Origin of the sequence: Glaciimonas sp. CA11.2 (genome assembly GCF_034314045.1) — a bacterium.
Taxonomy (GTDB): Bacteria; Pseudomonadota; Gammaproteobacteria; order Burkholderiales; family Burkholderiaceae_D; genus Glaciimonas.
The window spans coordinates 4992264-5017357 of the sequence record NZ_JAVIWL010000001.1 but is presented as its reverse complement, the minus strand read 5'-3'; the positions used below and the strand labels follow the sequence as shown (position 1 = coordinate 5017357).

General features: G+C 50.9%; 24 protein-coding genes, 1 tRNA gene and 1 pseudogene. 16 read left to right on the top strand and 10 right to left on the bottom strand.

Features of this window, described 5'->3' with window-relative positions:
* The first annotated feature begins 36 nt into the window (after window positions 1-36).
* Window positions 37-1614 carry a glutamine-hydrolyzing GMP synthase gene (gene guaA / locus RGU75_RS21680; RefSeq protein WP_322239552.1) on the top strand — a complete coding sequence of 526 codons (1578 nt, stop codon included), beginning with the start codon at window positions 37-39 and terminating at the stop codon, window positions 1612-1614.
* A gap of 299 nt (window positions 1615-1913) precedes the next feature.
* A complete protein-coding gene (locus RGU75_RS21675) occupies window positions 1914-3170 on the top strand; it encodes a tyrosine-type recombinase/integrase (RefSeq protein WP_322239550.1) in 1257 nt (418 codons plus the stop codon).
* On the opposite strand, the pseudogene RGU75_RS21670 reads toward RGU75_RS21675, so the two are convergent.
* Window positions 3171-3530 (bottom strand): annotated as a pseudogene (locus RGU75_RS21670) (helix-turn-helix transcriptional regulator); the annotation flags it as partial.
* Window positions 3531-3719: 189 nt separating this feature from the next.
* Here RGU75_RS21670 and RGU75_RS21665 point away from each other — a divergent pair.
* From RGU75_RS21665 to RGU75_RS21650, 4 genes are all read left to right on the top strand, one after another.
* Window positions 3720-4316, top strand: a complete 597-nt coding sequence (locus tag RGU75_RS21665; RefSeq protein ID WP_322239548.1) for a DUF6088 family protein — start codon at window positions 3720-3722, stop codon at window positions 4314-4316.
* Window positions 4309-5355, top strand: a complete 1047-nt coding sequence (locus RGU75_RS21660; protein ID WP_322239546.1) for a nucleotidyl transferase AbiEii/AbiGii toxin family protein — start codon at window positions 4309-4311, stop codon at window positions 5353-5355. The genes RGU75_RS21665 and RGU75_RS21660 overlap by 8 nt, the downstream gene beginning before the upstream one ends.
* Window positions 5356-5418: 63 nt before the next feature.
* Entirely contained in the window at window positions 5419-5580 is a 162-nt protein-coding gene (locus tag RGU75_RS21655) for a hypothetical protein (protein WP_322239544.1), read from the top strand.
* Between the two features lie 283 nt (window positions 5581-5863).
* Entirely contained in the window at window positions 5864-6265 is a 402-nt protein-coding gene (locus RGU75_RS21650) for a hypothetical protein (RefSeq protein ID WP_322239542.1), read from the top strand.
* Window positions 6266-6720: 455 nt separating this feature from the next.
* Here the strand turns inward: RGU75_RS21650 and RGU75_RS21645 are convergent, their stop codons facing one another.
* The 3 genes from RGU75_RS21645 to RGU75_RS21635 form a co-directional block, all read right to left on the bottom strand.
* Window positions 6721-6837 (bottom strand): toxin-antitoxin system HicB family antitoxin, encoded by a 117-nt coding sequence (locus tag RGU75_RS21645; RefSeq protein WP_322239540.1) that lies wholly within the window; start codon window positions 6835-6837, stop codon window positions 6721-6723.
* A 217-nt stretch (window positions 6838-7054) separates the two neighbouring features.
* Window positions 7055-7309, bottom strand: a complete 255-nt coding sequence (locus RGU75_RS21640; RefSeq protein WP_322239538.1) for a type II toxin-antitoxin system HicA family toxin — start codon at window positions 7307-7309, stop codon at window positions 7055-7057.
* A gap of 245 nt (window positions 7310-7554) precedes the next feature.
* Complete coding sequence (locus RGU75_RS21635) at window positions 7555-8184, bottom strand: PEP-CTERM sorting domain-containing protein (protein ID WP_322239535.1); 630 nt, start codon at window positions 8182-8184, stop codon at window positions 7555-7557.
* A 631-nt stretch (window positions 8185-8815) separates the two neighbouring features.
* On the opposite strand from RGU75_RS21635, the gene RGU75_RS21630 reads away from it, so the two are divergent.
* Window positions 8816-9088: a hypothetical protein gene (locus RGU75_RS21630; protein ID WP_322239534.1), complete on the top strand. Its 273-nt coding sequence runs from the start codon at window positions 8816-8818 to the stop codon at window positions 9086-9088.
* A 430-nt stretch (window positions 9089-9518) separates the two neighbouring features.
* Here RGU75_RS21630 and RGU75_RS24015 read toward each other — a convergent pair whose 3' ends face one another.
* Window positions 9519-9587 carry a VOC family protein gene (locus RGU75_RS24015; protein WP_323506680.1) on the bottom strand — a complete coding sequence of 23 codons (69 nt, stop codon included), beginning with the start codon at window positions 9585-9587 and terminating at the stop codon, window positions 9519-9521.
* Window positions 9588-10002: 415 nt separating this feature from the next.
* Here RGU75_RS24015 and RGU75_RS21620 point away from each other — a divergent pair, with 415 nt between their 5' ends.
* Entirely contained in the window at window positions 10003-10371 is a 369-nt protein-coding gene (locus RGU75_RS21620; RefSeq protein ID WP_322239531.1) for a DUF2784 domain-containing protein, read from the top strand.
* 321 nt (window positions 10372-10692) lie between these two features.
* Here RGU75_RS21620 and RGU75_RS21615 read toward each other — a convergent pair whose 3' ends face one another.
* Entirely contained in the window at window positions 10693-11022 is a 330-nt protein-coding gene (locus RGU75_RS21615; RefSeq protein WP_322239529.1) for a hypothetical protein, read from the bottom strand.
* Window positions 11023-11469: 447 nt separating this feature from the next.
* A complete protein-coding gene (locus RGU75_RS21610; RefSeq protein ID WP_322239527.1) occupies window positions 11470-12540 on the bottom strand; it encodes a flavodoxin family protein in 1071 nt (356 codons plus the stop codon).
* A 686-nt stretch (window positions 12541-13226) separates the two neighbouring features.
* On the opposite strand from RGU75_RS21610, the gene RGU75_RS21605 reads away from it, so the two are divergent.
* Window positions 13227-13871 carry a LysE family translocator gene (locus RGU75_RS21605; RefSeq protein ID WP_322239525.1) on the top strand — a complete coding sequence of 215 codons (645 nt, stop codon included), beginning with the start codon at window positions 13227-13229 and terminating at the stop codon, window positions 13869-13871.
* 749 nt (window positions 13872-14620) lie between these two features.
* Here RGU75_RS21605 and RGU75_RS21600 read toward each other — a convergent pair.
* Together RGU75_RS21600 and RGU75_RS21595 are read right to left on the bottom strand one after the other, a co-directional pair.
* Window positions 14621-14696 (bottom strand) — tRNA-Lys (locus RGU75_RS21600).
* A 323-nt stretch (window positions 14697-15019) separates the two neighbouring features.
* On the bottom strand, window positions 15020-15667 hold the full coding sequence (locus RGU75_RS21595) for a hypothetical protein (protein WP_322239523.1): 648 nt from the start codon (window positions 15665-15667) through the stop codon (window positions 15020-15022).
* A 144-nt stretch (window positions 15668-15811) separates the two neighbouring features.
* Between RGU75_RS21595 and RGU75_RS21590 the strand changes: the two genes are divergently transcribed.
* The 7 genes from RGU75_RS21590 to RGU75_RS21560 all read left to right on the top strand — a co-directional run bounded on the left by RGU75_RS21590 (window position 15812) and on the right by RGU75_RS21560 (window position 24816).
* On the top strand, window positions 15812-16915 hold the full coding sequence (locus RGU75_RS21590) for a MurR/RpiR family transcriptional regulator (RefSeq protein ID WP_322239522.1): 1104 nt from the start codon (window positions 15812-15814) through the stop codon (window positions 16913-16915).
* Entirely contained in the window at window positions 16912-17925 is a 1014-nt protein-coding gene (locus RGU75_RS21585) for an isoaspartyl peptidase/L-asparaginase (protein ID WP_322239520.1), read from the top strand. Before RGU75_RS21590 ends, RGU75_RS21585 begins: the two co-directional genes overlap by 4 nt.
* Before the next feature lie 26 nt (window positions 17926-17951).
* Window positions 17952-19862, top strand: coding sequence for a dipeptide ABC transporter ATP-binding protein (locus RGU75_RS21580; protein WP_322240726.1), 1911 nt, complete (start codon window positions 17952-17954; stop codon window positions 19860-19862).
* A 193-nt stretch (window positions 19863-20055) separates the two neighbouring features.
* Window positions 20056-21624 (top strand): glutathione ABC transporter substrate-binding protein GsiB, encoded by a 1569-nt coding sequence (gene gsiB / locus RGU75_RS21575; RefSeq protein WP_322239518.1) that lies wholly within the window; start codon window positions 20056-20058, stop codon window positions 21622-21624.
* A 260-nt stretch (window positions 21625-21884) separates the two neighbouring features.
* Window positions 21885-22805: a glutathione ABC transporter permease GsiC gene (gene gsiC / locus RGU75_RS21570; protein ID WP_322239516.1), complete on the top strand. Its 921-nt coding sequence runs from the start codon at window positions 21885-21887 to the stop codon at window positions 22803-22805.
* 53 nt (window positions 22806-22858) lie between these two features.
* Window positions 22859-23743, top strand: coding sequence for a glutathione ABC transporter permease GsiD (gsiD, locus tag RGU75_RS21565; RefSeq protein ID WP_322240723.1), 885 nt, complete (start codon window positions 22859-22861; stop codon window positions 23741-23743).
* A complete protein-coding gene (locus RGU75_RS21560) occupies window positions 23743-24816 on the top strand; it encodes a P1 family peptidase (RefSeq protein ID WP_322239514.1) in 1074 nt (357 codons plus the stop codon). The genes gsiD and RGU75_RS21560 overlap by 1 nt, the downstream gene beginning before the upstream one ends.
* Before the next feature lie 66 nt (window positions 24817-24882).
* Here the strand turns inward: RGU75_RS21560 and RGU75_RS21555 are convergent, their stop codons facing one another.
* A complete protein-coding gene (locus RGU75_RS21555; protein WP_322239513.1) occupies window positions 24883-25080 on the bottom strand; it encodes a hypothetical protein in 198 nt (65 codons plus the stop codon).
* Window positions 25081-25094: the final 14 nt, after the last annotated feature.

The window sequence follows — 25094 nt, the reverse complement described above, 5'->3', positions numbered from 1 at the left end:
TCTTATTTATTTTTTTATGCTATTTAGGCGCACATCATGCACTCAAAAATACTCATTCTCGATTTCGGTTCTCAGGTTACCCAGTTGATTGCACGTCGTGTGCGTGATGCGGGTGTATTTTCCGAAGTATATCCGTACGATGTATCAGACGAATTCATTCGCAATTACGGTGCAGCTGGCGTGATTCTTTCCGGTGGACAGAACAGCGTGACCGAAGGCGATACGCCACGCGTGCCGCAAGCAGTATTTGAATTGAGCGTGCCGGTATTTGGTATTTGTTATGGCATGCAAGCCATGGCCGAACAACTCGGCGGCAAGGTCGAAATGGGCAAAGTGCGTGAATTCGGTTACGCCGAAGTACGGGCACGTGGTCACACCGCGCTGCTCAATGAAATCACTGATTTCGTCACGCCAGACGGACACGGGATGCTGAAAGTATGGATGAGTCATGGCGACAAAGTGGAGCAGATGCCGCCAGGTTTTAAGTTGATGGCATCGACCACGAATTGCCCGATCGCTGGTATTGCCGATGAAGAGCGTCGCTTTTATGGCGTTCAGTTCCATCCTGAAGTCACGCACACTGAGCAGGGCGAGGCCATCCTTAAACGTTTCGTTGTGGATATTTGTGGGTGCAAGCCTGATTGGAATATGCCCGATTACATCGCCGAAGCGGTAGAGTCAATCCGCAAGCAAGTCGGTACGGATGAGGTCATTCTCGGTTTGTCCGGCGGCGTCGACAGTAGTGTCGCCGCAGCCCTGATCCATCGCGCTATCGGCGATCAGTTGACCTGCGTATTTGTCGATCACGGTTTGCTGCGTCTCGATGAAGGCAACATGGTTATGGAAATGTTCGCCGAAAATCTCGGCGTCAAAGTCATCCGTGTCGATGCTACCGCCCAGTTCATGGGGCATCTGGCGGGTGTAACTGATCCTGAAGCCAAACGTAAAATCATTGGTCGTGAATTCGTCGAAGTTTTTCAGGTCGAATCAGCCAAGCTAAAAAACGCCAAATGGCTAGCGCAAGGAACGATTTATCCAGACGTCATCGAAAGCGCTGGTAAGGGCAAAAAGGGCGCCACCATCAAGAGTCATCACAACGTTGGCGGTTTACCAGAAACCTTGAATCTGAAATTACTCGAACCATTGCGTGAACTCTTCAAAGACGAAGTCCGCAAACTCGGCGTCGCATTAGGTCTGCCGCATGGCATGGTCTATCGTCATCCGTTCCCGGGCCCAGGTTTAGGCGTGCGCATTTTGGGTGAAGTCAAAAAAGAATTTGCTGATCTGTTACGCCGTGCTGACGCGATTTTCATTGAAGAATTGCGCAATACCAAAGACGAGAGCGGTGAGTCCTGGTACGACAAAACCAGTCAGGCGTTTGCCGTATTTTTGCCGGTCAAATCCGTTGGCGTCATGGGCGACGGGCGCACCTACGAGTATGTCGTTGCCTTACGCGCCGTGCAAACCCAAGACTTTATGACAGCACATTGGGCACATTTGCCGTACGAGCTTTTGGGGCGTGTATCGAATCGGATTATTAACGAAGTACGCGGCATAAATCGTGTCGTCTACGACATCTCAGGCAAGCCTCCGGCAACGATTGAGTGGGAGTGATTTGAGGTTGTTCGGGGACTATCGGTGCCTATCGAAAAAGTGACGTAAGTTATTGATTTATAATAATTTACGTCACGGTAGCTATCGGTAGCTATCGACCCCAAGCAAAATAACTTGCCGGTAAAGCTGACGGTAAGATTTTGACCTCGGATTCAGACCCAGATTTTTACCGTTATGACTATTTCGGTCTTGACGGTAAAAATCACCCCGGAAAGCTAGGTTTCATGCGGGTTTTCGGGCATCTTTAGGTCTTCTGACCCTTGACGGTAAAAACCGTCTCGAACAGGAGAAAACCCAAGATGCTTACCGACACCGCACTCCGAAACCTCAAGCCTGGCGCGGCTCCGTACAAGCTCGCCGACCGTGACGGTATGTACGTCACGGTATCAACGGCGGGAACGATCACTTTCCGCTACGACTACCGTCTCAATGGTCGTCGAGAGGCGCTGACTATCGGCCGCTATGGTCCGGCGGGTATCTCGCTGGCGATGGCCCGGGAGAAGCTGCTGGATGCCAAGCGGGCAATCGGCAACGGCAAGTCCCCAGCAATGGAGAAGCAGCGCGAAAAACGCCGTCTGACCGAGGCCAAGACTTTCGGCGAGTTTACCGTCAAATGGCTGGCGGGTGCCAAGATGGCGGAGACCACGCGCTCAATGCGCAAGAGCATCATCGACCGCGACATCACGCCGGTTTTCAAAAATCGACTGCTCGGCGAGATCAGCGCCGACGATCTGCGAACGCTCTGCCAGAAGGTCAAGGCTCGGGGAGCGCTGGCTACCGCCGTCCATGTCCGCGACATCGTCAAACAGATCTACGTCTTTGCGATCCTGCACGGTGAGAAGGTCGCCAATCCTGCGGACGATGTGGGGGCGGCATCCATTGCTACATTTGTTCCGAAGGACCGGGCGCTCACGCCAACCGAAATCCGGTTGATGCACCGCCAAATGGAGTCAGTGGCGACATACCCTACCATCCGGCTGGCGCTACGGATGATCCTCCTCACCCTAGTGCGTAAGAGCGAGTTGATCCAGGCGACTTGGGATGAGGTCGATTTCGAGGGGGCTCTATGGACCATTCCGAAGTCCCGCATGAAGGGCCGCAATCCGCACAACGTCTATCTATCCCGGCAAGCAATCGACATCATGGTGGCGCTGCACACTTGCGCTGGCGGCTCCAAGTACGTGCTGCCGTCGCGTTACGACGCGGGTCGGTGCATGTCCCAGGCAACGTTGAATCGGGTCACGCAGATCGTGGCTGAGCGGGCGAAAACAACCGGCCTCCCACTGGAACCGTTCATAGTGCACGACCTGAGGCGAACTGGATCGACATTGCTCAACGAAGTTGGCTTTAACCGTGATTGGATCGAGAAGTCCTTGGCGCACGAGGACGGACGTTCGTCGCGAGCCATTTACAACAAAGCGGAATACGGTGAGCAGCGTCGGCACATGTTGCAGGAGTGGGCGAATATGGTTGATGCTTGGGTGGGAGCTGGTGCTTATACGGCCACGCTGCTCCCTGCGTCGCTGTCGGTGCCTACGCTTCGGGCGCTTGTTTGACGGGCGTCGCTTGCGTTGGCGTACATCCGGTGAAGGGGTGCGTTTCAGCGCATCTGCATCCGAGGCTTGGCGGCGCGCCGCCAGCCAAGCCTCTACCTCCGCAAGATCCCACACCACGCAACGCGGCGTCAGATTGAAGCGCCTCGGAAATTCTCCACGGCGCTCCATATCGTAGATCGTCGTATCAGCGAGCGGGACCAACTGGTGCAGTTCGGGTCGGCGGATGGTGCGCCGTAAGGGGAGAGGGTGGGCAACGACAAGTTGGTGGCGTTCTTCGTATCCGTCGACGCCGCAAGGCGGTTCGGCCGACGTGCTGCGAGCGTTGATGCGGTCAAGTTGGCCTGAATCTTGGTTATCCATCTTTTGTTCCCTCACGGGGCGATGATCATTCATCGTTCGGAATTGGTCACGTAGAGCAATGATGACTATAGGCAGTCTTGTAGACAACTCGCTAGGGCGTACATGGGCGGGCGCTGCCAAGTCATCCGTCAGCCAACTTGACAAGTGTCAGAAGTTTTCGCATAATTCTACCAAATAGGGTGTTTCATTATGCAAACCATTGCCAAACAAGTACTGGAATACGCAGCCGGGTTGCCGGAAGGCACCCCTTTGGTCGCTAAGGAGCTTCTGCATTTGGGTGGCAGGGCTGCTGTCGATCAAGTGCTCTCTCGCCTGGTGAAGCGCGGTGCCTTGTTGCGGGCTGGGCGAGGTATTTACGTTTTGCCCGTGGAGAGCCGTTTCGGGACGCATGCGCCGTCCACCAACAAACTGGTCGAAGGACTGGCTAGTCAGCGTGGGGAAACAATCGTGCCCCATGGGGCAGCTGCAGCCAATGCGCTTGGCCTCACCACTCAAGTGCCAATGAAGGCCATCTATCTGACATCCGGGCGCAATCGGCGTCTGAAGGTCGGCGCGCAAACGGTCGAATTCCGGCACGCGCCAATCTGGCAACTGATCTTTCCTGGCCGTCCAGCTGGAGAAGTAGTGCGGGCGCTCGCTTGGCTGGGGCCTGAGAAGGCTGGCGAAGCACTACGTAAGCTTCGGTCCAAACTGCAACCGTCCGAACTCGAAGAAGTCGCATCGGCGCGTGCGCGCTTGCCGACCTGGATGGCGCAAGAAGTTAGCGCTTTGCTGGCGCATGGCTGAGTTTTTCGAACTCTCCACTGTTGAGCGTCTGGAGGCGCTCAACGCGGCTGCCAGCAGTTCCGGCCGCCTGCCTCATCTGCTTGAAAAAGATATCTGGGTCGTCTGGTCGCTACGACACCTGTTCGATGGTCCCCATGCTGGTCATCTGGTCTTCAAGGGTGGAACATCTCTGTCCAAGGCCTATGGTGTCATCCGCCGGTTTTCGGAGGATGTCGATCTGACCTACGATATCCGCGCAATCGCAGGTGATCTAGTCGGAGACGCCGACGCACCGCTGCCAGCCAGCAAGAGCCAAGAAAAGAAATGGAGCAAAGAGATCCGGGCGCGCTTGGCAGAATGGGTTGCTAGCGAAATTGTGCCAAGGCTCAAGCAGGACCTTGAGCGGCAGTCTCTACCCGCATCGGTACGGGCCGAACATGACAAGGTTTTTATCGACTACGTTCCGTTGATAGCAGGTACGGGCTACGTTGCCTCGGCTGTCATGCTGGAATTCGGTGCCCGCTCTACCGGCGAGCCCAGCGAACCACGCCTTATCCAGTGCGATGCGGCTGCATACCTGCCGATGCTCGTATTCCCGATGGCCACGCCGCAGGTGATGCGCGCCGAGCGCACCTTTTGGGAGAAGGCCACGGCGATCCATGTCTTCTGTGCCCAGGGTGCTTTCCGTGGGGGTGAACGTTTTGCTCGTCATTGGCATGACGTGGCTCGGCTGGATGCGGCCGGTTTCGTGGATGCGGCTATCGCAGACACTGCGCTCGGTAAAGCAGTTGCCGATCATAAGAACATGTTCTTCGCCGAGAAATCCCCGCAGGGCGAACTGATCGACTACCACGCGGCAGTTTCTGGCGGCCTGCAACTTGTACCAGATGACGGTGCGCTGGTTACGCTTGCTTCCGACTATCAGCACATGGTCGATGACGGCTTGTTCCTGGATGACGCTGAGCCTTTTGAGGTTCTGCTGGAACGATGCCGAATCATTCAGCAAAAGGCAAATGTGCCCTCGTCTCCTGAAGATGTTCCTCCTGGCGAACCTGCGTAAACCGTTACCTATGTGATTAATCTGATACTATTTTAAGAAAACTACAACAAATCGGGGAGGGGAATGACGCAGTTCGCAAAATGGTGTATATCCACCAAGGAGAGTGTCAACGGCCACGAGATGACGGTTCTCGATGCTGAACCGAAGAGAGTAAATGCTGCCGTTAAGGCGCTAGCAAAGCTATCCCCTCGCAATACGCGTCAGGCGCACGTGTCGCCCACCTAATGAAGACGTTGGGAAAGACTGCGATGGCCGAATTCATCGAAGAGAAGCTGCCCACGACAAAGCCCATTCGTTCCGGCGATCTAGGTGAAATCTTGGGAACTTCCTACCTTGGAGAGTTCACGGCTTTCAAACATGGGTCCAGCGCTTGCGGTGGAAAGACCATCGCAATATGTCAATGCGGGGAGAGGATGTGCTCGCGTTTGGCATGGATTGTAGGGCCGCAGGCCAAGAAAATAGTGATCGATTTCTTTGAACGTCTGTTCGATAGACATAAGGTCAGGCCATGACAACTCCCGGCGATGATGAAGAACCGCGATTGGACGATCCCTCAGATCTGATCAGTGGAGTCTTGTTCCCGGTGCCCGGCGACAAGCTTTTCAAAAGCGGTTCATGGGTTGACAGCGCGCAGCTTAACCATCGCTTGTATGGTGACAAGTGGTCGGTCTACGCAACAGGCTACAGGGATGCTGCGGACATGCTTGTGGATCGAGCGGCAGGGACAGGCCGGCACCTGGATTTTCTGGTCTATCCCATCGTCTTTTTATACCGTCAACATATCGAATTGATGATCAAGAATCTGATTCGTTCGTTGTGGTTGCTGTTGGAGAAGAATCCCCCGAATAAACAGGTGGGATTGGGGGGGCATCGTCTGGGACGCCATATCGACCACAGCCAAACCCTTTAACCATGCGGGTCGGCGAACCTCATTGATGATCCAATGGGAGTGATTTTAGCGCCGGTAAACGGTGGTAGCAACCCGCACCAAAACCTTATAAGCCCGCGTTAAGCAGGCTTTGTCGTTGGTGGAGCGCGTATACTTTGGTGCTTCGGTGAAGTGACTGGTAAACGTTTTTGATGGTATAGCCCTTGGTACGTTTTTGGCCGATGCCATGCGCGTTGGCGTTGGCTGTATCGAATTCATGGTTCATTCGATTTATTGTATAAACAAAAATTCTTTAGGTCAGGTATTTTTTGTTTATACAAAAAATAGGTGCATCGGTCGTGAGCAGATGTCGACCTACGGGCAGTGTTTTAGTAACGGGTCTCTAAATCAAGGTGTGATCGTCCGTACTTAAATCCAATAAGAGTTGGTGCGCAGATCGTAGCTTATGCCGATTAGATGGGCACTTGGCATTCACGCTATAGAGCGTGCGCAGCCCGTGCCAATGCTTCACTGGCCCATTGATTCAGACTCTTGCCGGATGCTTGTGCGGCAATGCTAGCAGAAGCATGCACTTCTGGCGGCACGCGCAGCATGAGTTTACCGGACGCTGGTTTTTCGGGGGGCGACCAGTGGCTTTGCAATCGGCACAATAATGCGCAATCGCCTGATGAAAATTAGCATTGAGCTCTGTGACCGTTTCGCCGTGAAAGCTGATGCTGTCGGTGATGCCCAGCACGCGGCCCACAAAAATATTGTCGCGTGGATCAAACTCTATACGGGCGGTGTAACCGTTATAAATCATTGCATTGTTCATGGTGTGATTCCTTGTGAAGTAAGCAACTCACGGAGTTCTTCAACTTGATAATGCTTGGCTTCTTTACCGGGGTGTGGACGGTGGGGATATAGGCGTTTGCCATTTAATTCAAACACAACGCGAGACCCTTCGCTTTCGCGCACTTCGCCTCCGACCGCAATGATTAGCGCTTCCATGTCAGAAAAAATAATAAACGGCAAGGTTGGTTTGGTAAATACCGCTTGTAACGTTCTTCGGTGTTTTGCTTTCATGCGCTAATTGATAGCACATTGTGATTGCAGACCTGTTATCTTTAAAACGCTGCGAGATGCCGTAACAATGGCTCCCCGGGGACGAGTAAGAAATTGGCGTTTACTGGTTGGGAGTTTCAGAAACTTCAGGCAGCGTTTCTAATAATATTTTTTAACAATAAACGGCAATGCAACATTGCCAGGCAACGTCGACACTTCATTCTGCTTCCAATCTGGTAAGCCTTCACGCAGAAGGATTACGCAATCTAAGCGACTGATTGTCTACGCTTATGCGCCAAGCCAAAACCTAACAAGCCCAAGCTCAAAAGTGCTAAGGAAGCCGGCTCAGGAACGTCTCCATCCACCACGATAAAGTTCGCCCCGCCAATGTATGCACCCTGTAATGTAAAAGAGCTGATATCTGCTGTTGTATCGAGAAAGCCTAAAAATTCGCCAGAATTAGTCGAGCCATTAGTTGTAAATGTCAGTAGGGTAGATTCCAAGAGAGTATTCATCGCATCGTACGTTGAAATGGCCGTTGGGCCATAACCAGGAGCGTAGTTCAGGAAGCCGCCAAAACCGGCTACCGGTGCCAGGAATGAAAATGTCATCGTATCACTGGCTGAATTCGAACCGACCATTGAAAGATTTGCGTTCCAGTTTCCATTGTTTCCAAATCCATAACTGGCATTGTAGCCAAATACCGAATACGCGGTCGTACTGGACCATGTAATGTTGGGCGTGACCGCAATCGGGCCTGCGCTCGACGTCTGAGTGACAGGGATAGTAACCGCGGTACCGCTTAACGAGGTTATCGCGGCCGCAATCGCGTTATTTGACACGGCGGCAAGACTAAATAATGCGGCGGCGAGGAAAGTCAGGTGGGAAAGTTTCATTTTTAGTTTTATGGTCAAGTAAAAATTAATACTATCGGAGTTAGATAAGCAATAAAGATGCCTAAAAATTATTGATATAACAATCAGATACTTACGCGCAACCCCTGTCAAAAAAGGTTGTAGCTGTAAAGAATATCGACTTACTGTTAGCCGTTTTCTTTTTCTGATTTTGTGTGAGCGCATGATCCAGACCAAAACTACCGAATCCTGCGCCCAAGAAATCTGCTGGATGGACGCTGATCATTGCGAACAGGATTGCCAACTAAATTGGAACGTACCATCGACCAGGGCATCGCTGCTGATGCATCAACTTATTGGAAGATTACTGTCGATTCGTAGCCGTGGGGCTTCCATCCCAAGTGATCCGTCGAGAGAGAATTCCTGATCATCATCATTGTGTGCATAGCTAAAATAACTAAATCCGTGACCGCTCTCGCGTTTCGAGGAATGTTCACTTCAAAGCTCTCAATTATTCCGTAGACCGATAATTTCAATATTAAACACGTTGTATATAAATAAATAATGTTAAAATGATAACTGTTTCTGTTGAGAGATGTCTTAACTTGCTGTCTCACTCGACAAGTGGGTACAGAGTCGTAGGATCGATTACATTTTTTTATTGGAGTAGCGAATGCAAGCGTCTCGTGATGAAAGTTTGATCAAACTCTATGTTTCTCAAGTGCAGCAATTGGCCACTCAGGCGGATTCAGGACAAAACGTTGACCGCGAAATGGAGGCCGTCGTCAACGAGGCGTGCGATTATTTTTCTATCGTCTCAAGTAGCAATGCGGTGACGAATCGGAAGGCTTTTAAGCACAGACTGAAACTCTACGCCGCACTCACTTATAAGAGCCGCCCTCAGTTTAGAAGCGCACTTGAGTTTGCGGCCTCATTGGTGTATTAACCGTAACCTCGTCATCACAAGAGCATCAATACGGTGCTCTTCAATGGGCTAATCACGCCATAACGCACAAGTTCGTAGTCATTGAGGATTCTCTCTCATGACTACGGGTGTTGCCAGCTCTTGTACACCGCCTCAAGGCTGTAACCATCGGGATCGAAAACGTTAGCAGCGTAGTAGCGCGGGTCGTAGTAGAGGCGAGCGCCAGGTTTGCCGTTATCGGTAGCACCTGCTGCGATGGCTGCAGCATAGAACGTATCCACTACCGGTTCGCTATCGGCGACAAAGCCGACATGGATTGCGCGGGCATCTGCAGTACCGTGCCGCAGCCAGAAGAATACACGGCCGTCGCGGCCAAAGCCTTTCAGGTCAGGATGGCCCGCAGGTCCCTTGGCCCCGTCGTAGTCAATCACGTGGCTAATGCCAAGTGGTATCAGTGTTTTTCGTAGAACGCGATTGATTGCTGCATGTCGCTGACCGAAACAAAAATGTGATCCAGCATGTTTTACCTCACTTGTTGTTGGGGCGTACCGCGCAGCTATCTGACGCATCTTGCTAACTTTGACGATGCAGGTTTAAATTGCCTGAGTTATCCATCTGACCTATACGGTGCGCTCGCCCAATGTTGCCTGAGCCTAGCCTATTTCTGCTCAGCCAACGAAGCGAAGTCCTCAACCGGATCAAAAAATAGTGCATCGTCAACCTGAGTGGCTGCATAGATTGCAACTAAACTAAAGGATGGCGCTAAGATGTCAAATGCATTCCCATTCAACGTTTTATGAAGGTGACACAAACGTCTTTCGCATAAATTCGCCGACGCGGGCAAATTACACGCCAGATCGTGGTGTCATAGATAAATGTGTGTTTACAGTGTTATTTATAAAAGGTTTGGCCGCCCACCGCGTGCCATTGAGATCATGCTCTATCGACTAGCCGCCGACGCAGTACTGCTATTTCATCTCACTTTTATCGCGTTCGTCCTTCTCGGAGCCGCGTTAGTGGTGCGCTGGCGTTGGCTCATCGTCGCGCATTTGCCAGCCGTTGCATGGGGATTTTTTGTAGAGCTTACGGGGCGCATTTGTCCTCTTACCTATATCGAGAATTTCCTGCGCGTCAAAGCTGGTCAATCGGGCTATGCGGGTGACTTCGTCGAACATTATTTCCTGGCGATTATCTATCCCGCCGGTTTATCCAGAGACATCCAGTTATTACTGGCTTGTGTCGTCATAATTGTCAATCTCGGCATCTATGGCTGGCTTTTCATCACCCGCAATAAGCCGCGATGATGCTTGCGCAGTCGCTGTGCTAAGAAAATTGCTGATCCGGCGCGTGCTCTTGGCGCGACAGATCAGTATATTGCGAAATTACCCAAATCAACAATACGCTGGACTGATCTAGTTATTGCGCCAGAAATCACCGATAAATAGATGGCGCAAGCCGACCAAACCCAAGGTGAGCAGTTGCTTCACCTTGGTATCATCAAGCCGAGATCAGCCCAGTCCGCTGATCTGAGGCCAATGTTGCTTGCGGTTTGTGAATTTCTTTTTTTTCGAAATGCTTAAAAAAATCAGAGCACGTGCGGTGAGACTGGCCACTTTAAAGCAGGATTATTGACGCCTCTTACGCGCACACACATCCAACCCATCAATCCGCAGAGAAGCAATGTGCGCCAGCATCTGAGACGACGTTATCGCCAAGCACAGCAACCCATCCGTGTCGTCCACATTCAGCATTGGCGTCGTATCACTATCTCTGTCCATGATGCTGAAATGGGCCAAATCGACACAGGTCTGAATACCTTCGCAGACATCCTTTGTCATGGCATAAAACTGCGCAGGCTCATCTGATTGATGGCGGGCCGGTAACCATGAAAACGCTTGATGCAATGACTCTGGTTTTGGAGACGATGACGGATCATTCATGCTCGGATCGCTCATGATTGGATCCTCCCAATAATGTTAGCGGCAATCGTTTGAATGAAACGGGCGCTGGCTTGGTGGGCAAGGCGTGGCGTGATTTGTAAGTGGGGGGTAGTAAATGTGACGGTACTAGACATTATTGATTCCTTGTACGGTTAGACCGCGCCCCGCGATCAAACGGGGTGGGCGGTAAATGATAAGGTTGATCGACCGGCGTACAAGGATACCGGCATACCCGAAGGTATCCCCACCACCACCGCCCATTAAGGACGAGCGAAGGAAAGTCGCACAAAAAAACGGCATTGCGCCGTTGTGCGCCTTGTACATTGTCGAGCGATCAAACCCGTTCTCCTTTTTCTCGGAGACCAGCAGACGATAGCGGATATATCCATCAAGCGCAAACTTTTAGAGCAAGATTCCGCTGAATCGTTTGTAAGCTGCAAACGCCGTCCAATAAAGCCAACCCTATTTAGGCCTAGGGCGCTTCAAATCCGCATCCGGCGGCGTAAAATTCCCCTCCCTTATTTTGACCACCGCATTCGCCACAGCGCTGGCAACGTTACGCACCTCTTGTTGCACCGCCAGGTCACGGTCCAAAACCTCATGGCTTTCTGCATACGATTCGTAATAGCCGATAAACCGGTCCAGCCGCGACGATGCACCCGCATCAATCAGGCCCATCCAATCCAGCCAATCCGACAATCCGCGCCGCACGCCCTCAATCCCCGCCACGTCACCATGCACCACCAGACCATAACCACGGCCCGCCAGATGCTTCGGATACGGCCATCCTTTCAACTCCAGATCCTTGGCTTTCTTCGCATCTTTGCCCGACGTTGTGGTCGGATCGGGATTGCCACCATCAGCACACACCAACCGGTCTATCATTAGTTTCAACACCGACGGCGTCTGATACCAATAAACCGGGGTCACAATAATGATCGCATGCGCCGACACCCATTTTTCGTAGATATCCGCCATCCAGTCATTGGTCTGCCGCTGACCATGATTGGGATAACAACTGCACGGCCAATGACACAACGGCATCGCTGTAGAAGCACAGGCTTTGCAAGGATAAATATGCTTGTCATAGTCCGAAATGAGCAGACTCAGATCCAGCAAATCCACCTCAATACCGCGTGCTTCCAACGTCTCGGTAGCGTACTTAACTAGCCGAAAACTTTTGGATATCTCGCCAGGACAACTGCCGTCATTGCGCGCAGAACCACAAATCAACAAAACCCGCGATTTCGTCGCAGGATTCTTTTGTCGATCCTCCGCTTCAATCAAAGCATCGCGGGTCGCCTTCCACTCCACCGACAGATCATAATCAGGGTCCTCAAATTCGGGACCCGCCTTTGCAGTGATGGGTGATTTGTTGCCATTGATATAGTTTTCCCACGCCACTTGCTCGACTTTATCGATTTCCGACTTCACCACATCAAACGTGGGATCAATAAAAGAGCGACGAAATTCAAGGTGAAACTCATCTCTTTTTAACACTGCAGGCGCTTGGCCTTTGCGTGGTTCCGTCACAATAATCTCCAGATCGGGTGTGGGAGCGGGCGGTTTTAGTGCAGTGAAAAGCCTCGCTAAGCGATGCTGTATCAAGAAATAGGACGATCAGAGCAATCATTCGTCTATCGTTCTCTGAATCATTGATTGCAGACTTACACGCGCTCGTCTTGGGTTGCAGAATCCGCACGCATTTGATTTATCGTAGTGTCAGCAAAGGTGAAAAGCAATCTGAATCAATGGATTTTTTAATATTATTTGCGACAAGGAAATGAATTGTTGCAGTTTTTTATACGCATTGTTGTTTTTTTCGATCTAGAATAAATCATAATTCTAAAAGGCCCATCGCCATTTTTAGGGTATTTGTACCCCACGCCAGATTGAAACAGCGCCCCGCATAGTCCGCGTTATGGTTAGGCAATTGGCACTACCGTATTTTTACCATATTGCACCGCACCATTTTTGTGTTAAAGTTTAGCTGTCTCCTCCAACACCGCAAAGGTTTGGATTCAGCCCGCAACCGAAAGGTCATGCGGGCTTTTTTTTGTGGGCTTCCGTCCTGAAATAGGTTGACACTTTTGCACCCGACGATACATGACCGTTCTCCAGAATGTCCGAACATGCGCTTCGGGTCTAAACCGCCAGTTACCAAATGCGTACAATCGGCTAACAACGGTAATACAGTTAGCTAAAGAGAGGTGAATAAAATGTCGTTTCAAAATTACTGGCTCTTTCTTCCTGCCTGCTTTGCTCTAAATATGGCATTCGGCCCAAATAACGTACTGTCCTTATCCAATGGTGCTCGTGATGGCGTCCGCTATTCAATACTTGCGGCATTTGGAAGATTGCTCGCCTTTGCTGGGATGATATCAATCTCCGGCTTTGGTTTAGGAGCGCTTCTGATTGCATCAGAAACACTTTTCACTTTATTGAAATTTGGTGGTGCAGCTTACCTCGTATGGCTCGGCGTAAAAATGCTCCGCTCTGTACCCGTTCACCTATCAGATTCAGTTAAAGAAACTCAGTTCGACGCCGAGCTTCCAAGGGACAAGCTACGGCGACTTGCGAAACAAGAATTTCTCGTCGCAGCGGGAAATCCAAAGGCAATTCTAATTTTTACCGCATTTTTCCCGCAATTTGTTGATCGTTCGGCATACGCGACTAGCTTTTTTATACTCGGTACGACGTTCTTATTGTTTGAATTGTTAGCCATTGCCATTTATGCGGGTATCGGCGCACGGCTCGGAACGTTGACGAATAACGCTCGAAGATTTCGATGGTTCAATCTTATAAGTGGTGCAATGTTGATCGTATTTGGCCTGATTCTGGCCTTTATACGGCGCCCTACTTAAAGGTATTTATCAAGCGATTAGTCACGTAGATTCTCAACTTCACACAAACGAAGGTAGTTTTTTTACGTAAATATTGAGTTACTCGTTTCCGGCAAGTCGAAAGACCGCTTCGGGTCGAAAGCAGGCAGTTGATTAAAATATCAAATGACATTCGGCGTCGACGGAAAGGGCGCTAACTCCAGTTTCTAACCAAGCGCTTCAACGATGGACGGATCACTTCTGCCTATACGATTCACCTCAGTCGATACCATATACCCCTTAAAGTAGTCCGGCCCAAGCGCCATCTGTTGGGCGATTTGTTCCGCCTGTTCTGGCGACAAACCGTTATGAGCTATGTGATCGGTTAGGAGTACACAGACCTTGAAATTTCCTTCCTTGGAAACATTTTGTTCGATTTTGTGTGTGTTAGGTAAACACGGTGATCACTTTTTTAATAATTTATCCCCGCCCATTCCATAAAAATCACTCACGTTACGCAGTAAGTTGATCCCAAGGAGAGAAAATCATGCAAGATTCAGAATAGGATATCAACAGACGGTTAGATAAATTTACATTCGTCCGAGCCTTCCATCTTTCGGGGAATATACTGTCGGCGCTGTATTGGGATTTAAGTCTGCAAGCAGTACAAAGCGGTATGCGCACCTTGCGAATGACTCGCTTAAGGCTGCGATTGAGAAGATTAGACAAAATTTCCCCCACCACAAAAAATGAAAAGGTTCCCGCTATATCTCGGAGAGCCTTATGTAGCTTGGTGGGGCGTGTGTGATTCGAACACACGACCTACGGATTAAGAGTCCGCTGCTCTACCAACTGAGCTAACGCCCCAACAGGGGTGGAATTATATCCTCTGTTCAATATTTGTACTAGTGCTTCTGTTTTTTTCTGGCTTAGTCTCTTTAAAATAATCAAAGAGCAAGCGCTTAGAGGGCGTTTAATCGGTCAGGCTCCGTTACTTTTTAGTGCGCTTTGGGCCGATATTCTTTATACATTTCTGCAAGCGAAGCGCTTGGCTAAAATTGCAGACAAAACTTTACTTTTGTAAGAGTTTGCAGTTTATTTTGCAACGCCCAAAGAGCGGATTCATGCGCAAAATTATCGCGACGATTTTGTTTTAGGAATGTGAAACGAGTGTGCGTGAATCACACACCTCAACATCCCAAACGAAACTCCCGCGTCCTCACCTCTTCTCGTCTCAACCGAAGTCGCTGTTGCTCTTGTCCTGTATGACGTTCTCTCGACGCAGCGTCAATCGCGTTAATTTCCGCAGCAAGATACGTGCATTCATAAGGAGGATTATTCGTCGTTGAGTCAGAGACGATGGCGGTTGCACCTGGCTGCTGCATTTCTGTTCTTATTTTTGCGCGTGTGTCCGCGATGGTGTGTGGATCTGGGCTGATAAATCCGCCGCTTGTTTCGTGGATGTTAACGGTGGTCGTTCTTTGCGTATCGCCGCATTTTTGATCCGAGTAGCTTGCCCGATTGTTGGTTCTGCATTTGTATATTTGGTTCTGCTGATCGGATTGGATTGTTTGGTTTGGCTCTCGATTTGGAGGATTATTTGGAGCGAGGCTAGCTTTGCTCGGAGTGTCGGTGGTTTGCGGCGATGGCTGTGGTTTGTCTTTTTGCGGTAAATTTATTGATGTCGACATCACCCAAAATAGGGCGCTAACGACGCCGAGCGCTAAAGCAAAGCTGATGATTTTTCCTGTTACGTGGCTGCGCATATTTTGCCTTTGCTCTGTCTTTTCTCTACTTTTACTCTTCAGGTTATGCCTCAGCGGTGCATTTTTTTGCATTTCTTGTTTATACGCAATATTGTGTATTTAAGCATGAAATCACCTATTTTTTGCATAGTTCTGTGCAATTTTTAACGCTTTAAAAATGAAAATAAATTTTCTTTACATAAAAATGTTTTGAGAATATATTTACATAACTTAATAATGAGAGCGAGATATCGGGTGCAACATCACACTGCAAATGCATGGCAACGTCATAGCGCCGTTGCCCAGCGTATAGGCAAAGTTTATCCCGAGCTGTCAAAGGCGCACCGGAAGGCTGCTGATTACGTCTTGGCGAATGTCTTTCGGGCGGCGACGATGACCATTGATGAACTGGCTGACGTTGTTGGCTTTTCTCTGGCGACGGCAAATCGTTTTGCGCATGCTCTTGGGTTTGATGGCTATCCCGCGTTTCGGGCGGCGTTGGTATTGGATTTTGCATCGTCGTTAGCACCGGTTGAAAAGCTGCGCGATCAGGTTGGGCGGGCGGCGACTAGTGCAGAAATCATGGCGAATGCGCTGGCTGCGGATATTCAGAATCTGGAGGCGACCAAGCGGGCGCTGGTGCCGGAACTGTGTGATCGGGCGGTCAGCATGATACTCAAGGCGGAGCGCATTTTTGTGCTTGGGTTTGGGGCAAGTGCGCATCTGGCCGGTATCACGGCGCATGGATTGGAGCCGTATTGTCGCAATGTGTTGTCGGTGGCTGGGCCAGGCGGCCCGTCGCAGACAGCGCGTCAGTTTTTTAAAGTGGATCAACGCGATCTGGTGATTGCGATGGCTTTCCCGCGTTATGTCTCGGATACGATCACGCTGGCAACGCTGGCGAAGGAGCGCGGCGCGCAGTTGCTGGCGTTTACCGATGTGCCAACTTCGCCGTTGGTGCCGTTGGCCGATGTGACGTTGTATGCGCAGACCGAGCGTCAATTGTCGCCAACTTCGGATGCTGCGGCGCTGGCGCTGATTCAGGCAACCTGCGACGCGGTTGCGCATCGGGCGGATCGCTCCGTCCATGCTGCATCGAAAATGACTGAATTTGTGCTGCCTTGGTTGCATTATCCGGACTGGCAGGAAAAGTCTGACGCTGAACAAAGTAAGCCAGTTGTGAAGGCCAGCAAAACCAATAAGAAATCGTCGCTGCTAAAAGTAGCCGCTGATGAGTCTGCGGATACTAAGTCTGCCGGTGCTAAGTCGGCTGCTACTAAATTACCTGTTACTAAGACAGGAAAAATCAAATCACTTCCCAAAAAGGCTGAGCTAACGTGACAACCGCAATTTCAACTTCAGCCATCTCCGCGACGATCGCCATCCACGGTGGTGCGGGTACGATTTTGCGCAGCGCGATGAATACCGAGCAAGAGCGGGCGTATCACCAAGTTTTGAATGACATCCTTCGCGCTGGTCAAAAAATATTGGCGGATGGCGGCAGCGCAATAGATGCCGTTGCTACTGCGGTCAGTATGTTGGAAGATTGCCCGCTGTTCAATGCCGGCAAAGGGGCGGTCTACACGTCCGCAGGAACGCACGAATTGGATGCAGCGATTATGGATGGCGCGACGTTGGCTGCCGGTGCGGTTGCCAATGTTTCCCATCTGCGCAATCCGATATTGGCGGCACGTGCCGTGATGGAGCATAGCGAACACATCTTGTTGGTGGGTGCGGGTGCAGAAAGTTTTGTGGCGGATTATGGTGTTGCGGTTGTCGATGCTGCTTATTTTCATACCGAAGCGCGTCATGCGCAGTGGCTACGTGCGCGTAATCAGGGCGGCATGATGTTGTTGGATCATGATGCGACTAGCGAAGCTGCTGGCAACGCTGCTGCCGAGATTGCGCCCATCGATCCGGATAATAAATTTGGAACAGTTGGGGCGGTAGCGCTTGATTCGCACGGTAACTTGGCGGCGGCGACATCGACTGGCGGGATTACAAATAAACGTATAGGCCGGGTGGGCGATACGCCGCTCATTGGAGCGGGTTGTTACGCCAACAATCGTACGGCGGCTATTTCGGCTACCGGAACGGGCGAAGCCTTTATGCGTACTGTCGCCGCGTATGATATTTCAGCGCGGATGGCGTATGCGGGACTATCGCTAAAAGATGCGGCCGAACAGGTGGTGATGGAATTGTTGCCGCGTTATAACGGTCGTGGCGGGTTAATTGCTATCGATGCAAAAGGTAATGTGACGTTTCCTTTTAATACTGAAGGTATGTATCGCGGCGTCGCAAGAGTCGGCGAATCGCCGCTGACGGCAATTTATAAGTCAGATAGCCAATGACGCGGATCATGACCACCATGACGACCATGACCCAATCAGCGCACCAAGTGCCAGCGTCTGAAGAGTTGCGCAATCCAGTTGCGCGCCGTGTGTTGACCGTGGATCAGCTTGGGGTCAGTTTTGTGACCTCGGAGCGGTCGGTCGAAGCAGTGCGAGGGCTATCATTCCATGTTGATGCGGGGGAAACATTGGCGATTGTGGGTGAATCGGGCTCCGGTAAGTCAGTGTCTTCACAAGCGATTATGCGCTTGATTGATTATGGTGGCGGCAAGATATCCAACACCAGTCGGATGATGTTTCACCGTCGTAATGGCAGCGCCATTGATCTGGCAAGCGCCGATCAAAATACGATGCGGCACATCCGTGGTGCAGAAATCGCGATGATTTTTCAGGAGCCGATGACGTCACTTAATCCCGTGTTTACGGTGGGTGAGCAAATCGCTGAGTCGATTCGACTGCATCAGGGCAAGGACTTTTCTGCTGCACGCGCTGAAGCATTACGTATGCTGGAGATCGTGCGGATTCCAGAAGCACGGCGGATGCTGGATCGGCATCCACATCAATTATCTGGCGGAATGCGCCAACGCGTAATGATCGCGATGGCGCTATCTTGCAAGCCGTCACTGTTGATTGCGGATGAGCCAACTACGGCGCTGGACGTGACGATTCAGGCCCAGATATTGCAACTAATCCGCGCTTTGCAGGATGAAATGCAAATGGCCGTGATGTTCATCACCCACGATATGGGCGTCGTTGCAGAAATCGCAGACCGGGTAGTTGTCATGCGTCAGGGTGAAAAGGTCGAAGAAGGGGTCGTACACGGGATTTTTGCAGCACCGCAGCATGCCTATACGCGTGCGTTGCTGGCGGCAGTGCCGCGTCTTGGTGCAATGCAAGGGACCGACTTGCCGGAGCGAATTGCCATCGCTGGAACTGTACCGTCGATGAGCGTGGACCTGGCCGATGCAGCGCAGTTGGTCCGGTCGATTCCCGGTGCAGATCCGACGCAACAGCCGTTGCTAAAAGTACGCAATTTGACGACGCGCTTCGATATAAAAAGCGGTATTTTCAGTCGCGTTAGGCAGCGCGTGCATGCGGTCGAACAAATTAGTTTTGATCTCTATCCGGGTGAGACATTGGCGTTGGTTGGCGAGTCGGGCTGTGGCAAATCGACCACTGGACGTTCGTTGTTGAGACTGGTGGATATCACCAGCGGAAGCGTGGAGTTTGGTGGTCGTGATCTGGCGACTTTGCCGCGCTCGGAATTGCGTTCGCTGCGGCGTGAGATTCAATTTATTTTCCAAGACCCGTTCGCCTCCCTTGATCCACGCTTAACGGTGGGATACTCCATCATGGAACCGCTGTTGGTGCATGGCATGGCAAAAGGCGCACAAGACAGGGTGGCGTATTTGCTGGAGCGGGTAGGTTTGCTGCCGGAACATGCACAGCGCTATCCGCATGAATTCTCTGGCGGTCAGCGTCAGCGCATTTGTATCGCGCGTGCGTTAGCACTGAATCCCAAGATAGTGATTGCGGACGAATCAGTCTCGGCACTGGATGTGTCGATACAGGCGCAGATTGTGAATTTGCTGCTGGATTTGCAGCAAGAATTAGGTATTTCGTTCATCTTTATTTCACATGATATGGCTGTGGTGGAGCGCGTCAGTCATCGGGTGGCGGTCATGTATCTCGGACAAATTGTGGAGATTGGTCCGCGCCGTGCAATCTTTGAAAATCCGCAGCATCCTTATACCCGCAAGTTAATGGCTGCCGTGCCGGTCGCTGATCCAACTCAGCGTCATCGGAAACGCGCGTTGCAGCAGGATGAAATTCCTAGTCCCATTCGTGCAGTCGGCGATCTGCCGTTGGTTGAGCCGTTGAGGCAAGTTGGCCCGGGACACTTTGTGGCTATGCATAAGGTAGGTGGCGCTTTTTAAATAGGATGCAACTTATGCAAAATCGCCTCGAGTGCGTTACTTTCTTAGCTGCACTAGCGAATGAATAAGGCGTCAATTCTGCGCTTAATTCTGGGGCGTGATTCGTCCACTATTTTTCTTGTTTTTTTTGCTTTAATAGTCATTTGTATCTGCCTAACCAATCTTGAATTAAATCTGAACCAGGGGAAATAACATGCTTTCAGCGCGACATTTTTATGGAAAACCGATCGGCAAAGTGCTAGTCAGCACCGCAGTCGCACTGGCAGCACAACTTGCAGCGGGGCAGGCTTTTGCCGCCAAAGATGTCACGCTGGCAGTCGCGTCGACGTTCACTACGATGGACCCATATGATAGTAATGATACGTTGTCACAAGCAGTGATTAAGTCGTTTTATCAAGGTTTGTTTGGCTTTGATAAAGATTTGAAATTGGTGAATGTGCTGGCAGAAGGTTATGACGTTAGCAAAGACGGTTTGGTGTACACCATCCGCCTGCGCAAAAATGTGAAGTTTCAGGACGGTACTGATTTCAAGGCAGATGCGGTCAAAATGTCGCTCGAACGGGTGATCAATCCGGATAATAAACTTAAACGGTTTAATCTGTTCAATCGGATTGTTAAGGTCGATGTTGTCAATGACTACGAAGCCAAGATCACGTTGAAAGAACCTTTCTCGCCATTTATCAATACGCTGGCACATTCTTCTGCCGCGATGATTTCACCGACTGCTTTGAAGCAATACGGTAACAAGGAAATTGCTTTCCATCCGGTCGGTACTGGCCCTTTCAAATTTGTGGAATGGAAGCAAACCGATTATTTGAAAGTGACCAAGTTTGACGGCTATTGGAAAAAAGGTTATCCGAAGATTGATAGCATTACCTGGAAGCCGGTCATCGATAACAATACCCGCAGCGCGATTATGCAAACCGGCGAGGCACAGTTTGCGTTTCCACTGCCTTATGAACAAGCTGATTTGCTGAAGAGCAAGACCAATTTGGATTTGATTTCTTCGCCATCGATTGTGCAACGTTACATTTCGATGAACACGCAACAAAAGCCGTTTGATAACCCAAAAGTACGCGAAGCGATCAATTACGCGATCAATAAACAAGCGCTGGTAAAAGTTGCCTTTAATGGCTATGCCGTGCCGCAAGATGGCGTGTTGCCACAAGGCGTCGATTACGCCTTGAAAACCGGTCCTTGGCCTTACGACATTAAAAAAGCCAAGCAATTACTTTCTGAAGCGGGATATCCGAACGGTTTCGAAACGGAGTTGTGGTCAGCCTATAACCACACAACAGCGCAGAAAATCATTCAGTTTGTTCAGCAGCAGTTGGCGCAGGTTGGTATCAAAGTGAAGGTCATGGCACTGGAAGCCGGACAACGTGTGGAGAAGGTGGAAAGTTCACCGAATCCCGCCACGGCGCCGGTACGGATGTATTACACAGGTTGGTCGTCGTCTACTGGCGAGGCGGATTGGGGCTTGCGTCCATTATTAGCGTCGGAATCGTTCCCACCTAAGTTGTTCAATACCGCCTATTACAAGAGCGTCAAGGTGGATGCTGATATCGCCAATGCGCTCACTACCACTGACCGTGCGCAAAAAACTGCTCTTTACAAAGATGCGCAGACTGAAATCTGGAAGGATGCACCTTGGGCTTTCCTCGTGACTGAAAAATTGCTGTACGCACGAAGCAAAAATCTGAGCGGTATGTTTGTGATGCCTGATGGATCGTTCAATTTCGACGAAATAGAATTGAAATAGTCGTCACTTGCTGATGGGAATGAATGGAATAAAAACACATCATTCACTCCCATCAAATAAAGTTGTACCAGCAGGAAAAGGCGATGGGGTGGTCGCAGACTTGGAGTAATGCCGTAAAAGTTGCTAATGCCGCTAATGCCATATTGCGGCTGCAAGACCGCTCGCCAGATAGTGCAAAAAAATAACGCAACATCATGCAACATCACTCATCCCGGCTGGCTCTGTAGAAATTGCAGATTCACCATTTACCAGAACGTGCCATGTTTCCTTATGTATTAAAACGCCTGATGGGCCTGATACCGACCTTGCTGATTGTTGCGGTCATGGTGTTTATGTTCGTCCATTTGTTACCGGGCGATCCTGCGCGTCTGGTTGCGGGACCCGAAGCGGATCTCCAGACGGTGCAGATGATTCGTCACGATCTTGGTCTGGATAAGCCGATTCATCAGCAATTTTTGAATTATTTCGGCAATGCCTTGCGGGGTGACTTCGGACATTCGCTACGTACCAAGCGTGCGGTGAGTCAGGAGATTGCGGAGCGGTTTTGGCCTACGTTCTTGCTGACGGTGACCAGCATGGTGTGGGCGGTATTCTTTGGTTTGTTCATTGGCATCGTCTCTGCGGTATGGCGCAATAAATGGCCTGATCGACTAGGCATGACATTGGCAGTGTCTGGGATTTCATTCCCGGCGTTTGCACTTGGCATGCTGTTGATGGAACTGTTTTCGGTCAAGCTTGGCTGGTTGCCGACGATTGGTGCAGATAGTTGGCGTCACTATATCTTGCCGTCGCTAACCCTTGGCGCGGCAGTCGCTGCGGTGATGGCGCGTTTTACCCGTGCATCTTTTGTAGAGATTCTGCAAGAAGATTTTGTGAGAACCGCACGAGCCAAGGGACTTTCTGAAACTGTTGTCGTTCTTAAACATTGTTTGCGCAATTCGCTGATTCCGGTCGTGACGATGATGGGCCTGCAATTCGGCTTTTTGCTGGGCGGTTCTATCGTGGTGGAAATGGTCTTTAACTGGCCGGGCATGGGGCGGCTGCTGATTGACGCGGTTGATATGCGTGACTATCCGGTTATTCAGGCGGAGATTCTGTTGTTCTCGCTCGAATTCATCTTTATTAATCTGATCGTTGACATGTTGTATGCCGTCATCAATCCGAGCATCCGTTACAAGTGAGGCCGGCCGTGTCGAACCCAACCAGCGATCTTCCATCCGTCCGCAGTGCCGCTATTGTGGCTGCTGTCTTAGCCCCGCTTCCCACTTCTATTCGGACACCATGGAGTGAGTTCTGGCGCAAGTTCAAGAAGCAACATCTGGCCGTCGCAGCCGGTTGCTTCGTATTGTTTTTGATCGTGTTGGCAATAGCAGCACCGTATTTGGTGCCCTATGACGCAGAAAACTATTTTGATTATGATGCACTAAATGCCGGTCCATCGCTGGCGCACTGGTTCGGTGTCGACTCTCTGGGCCGCGATATTTTTAGCCGTATATTGATGGGTACGCGGATTTCTCTTGCCGCAGGATTTTCATCGGTGGCGGTGGGCGCAATCGTGGGTACATTTTTCGGTCTGATCGCGGGCTATTATGAAGGCTGGGCCGATCGCATCATTATGCGTATCTGCGACGTATTGTTCGCTTTCCCCGGCATTTTGCTGGCCATCGGTATCGTTGCGATCTTGGGTAGCGGTATGTCGAACGTCATCTTCGCGGTGGCTATTTTCAGCATTCCCACCTTTGCCCGCCTGGTACGCGGCAATACGCTGGTATTGAAGCATCTGACTTTTATTGAGGCGGTGCGCAGTATTGGCGCGAATGATCGCACGATTATCTTGCGGCATATTTTTCCCGGTACGGTGTCGGCTGTGGTGGTATATTTCACGATGCGTATCGGTACCTCGATTATTACCGCAGCGAGTCTGTCTTTCCTTGGTATGGGCGCACAGCCGCCGATGCCGGAGTGGGGCGCGATGCTCAATGAGGCACGTGCCGACATGATGACAGCGCCACATATTGCGATCTTCCCGAGTCTGGCAATTTTCTTTACGGTGCTAGCATTTAATCTGCTAGGAGATGGTCTGCGGGATGCTTTGGACCCTAAGATCGATCGTCGCTGATGCTATCCATTCCTATCATCGGCTCGCTCGCTGCCGGCCCCAACAATGCGATCAGCGATGTGGCTGGCGTCACTGTTGGTCACGTCACTTTGATGCAAGGTGCGATACAGACCGGCGTGACAGTCATCCGCCCCCACGACGGTGACCCGTTCCGCGACAAAGTGCCTGCCGCAGCCGTGGTATTCAATGGTTTTGGCAAAAGTATCGGCTTGGTACAGTTGCAGGAACTAGGCGTGCTGGAGACGCCGATTGCGTTGACCAATACGCTGTCGGTAGGCACGGTCGCCACCGCACAGATCATCTCAGCGATCAAAACGAATCCCGAAATCGGGCGCGCTGATCCCACTCTCAATCCGTTGGTATTTGAATGTAATGATGGCTACCTCAACGATATTCAGGCGATGGCGGTCACTACCGAGCATTACCAGCATGCATTGAACGCCGCAGAACCGATATTTTTACAAGGTTCCGTGGGTGCAGGCCGTGGCATGTCCTGCTTTGACTTGAAAGGCGGCATCGGCTCTGCATCGCGCTACGCCAACATTGGCGGCGCTAATGGTCAACAATATTGTGTCGGCGCATTAGTATTGGCGAACTTCGGCAAACTCCCTGAGTTGACACTGGCCGGCATCAACATCGGCGAACAACTGCATCAACTCAATTTGGCCCATCCTTGGTTGCCTCTAAACGACGCGCCGGAAATGGGTTCAATTATCATGATTATCGCAACCGATGCACCGCTGGATGCACGTCAGTTAAGACGTCTAGCCACGCGCTGCGGTATCGGTCTTGGTCGCGCCGGCTCCAACTACGGACACGGCAGCGGCGACCTAGCGCTAGCGTTCTCGACCACGCAAACGGTTTCATACCGTCCCGATTGCGCGACACAACAATGGACAACGCTGCACGATAGCGTGCTTGATCCGTTGTTTCAGGCCGTGGCTGAGAGCACTGAACAAGCGATAGTTAATGCCTTGTTTGCAGCTGAAACAGTGGAAGGGCGGGACGGTCATCTGCGCAGATCGTTGCGGGATGTGGCGGCGTCTGGTGACGATACTACTAAACGTAATTAATTCAATTAAGACGTATTAACATATAACGCTTGTAGATGAGATCGGTACAAAACTAAATCACATCAACTATTTAGGCAGTTGCAGTTGCAGGCGCAGCCACAGTTGACGTTGCTCTTGACCTTGCAGGCGCAGCCACTTTTGAAGTTGCGGTTGTTCTTGAAGCTGAAGTTGCCGTTGCCGTTGAAGTTGAAGTTGAAGTTGACCTACCCCGTCATGGACGCTGCCAAGTATTTCAGCTGTCAGTCGGGAATTGTTGGAAGACATGTTTGAGCGCAGCG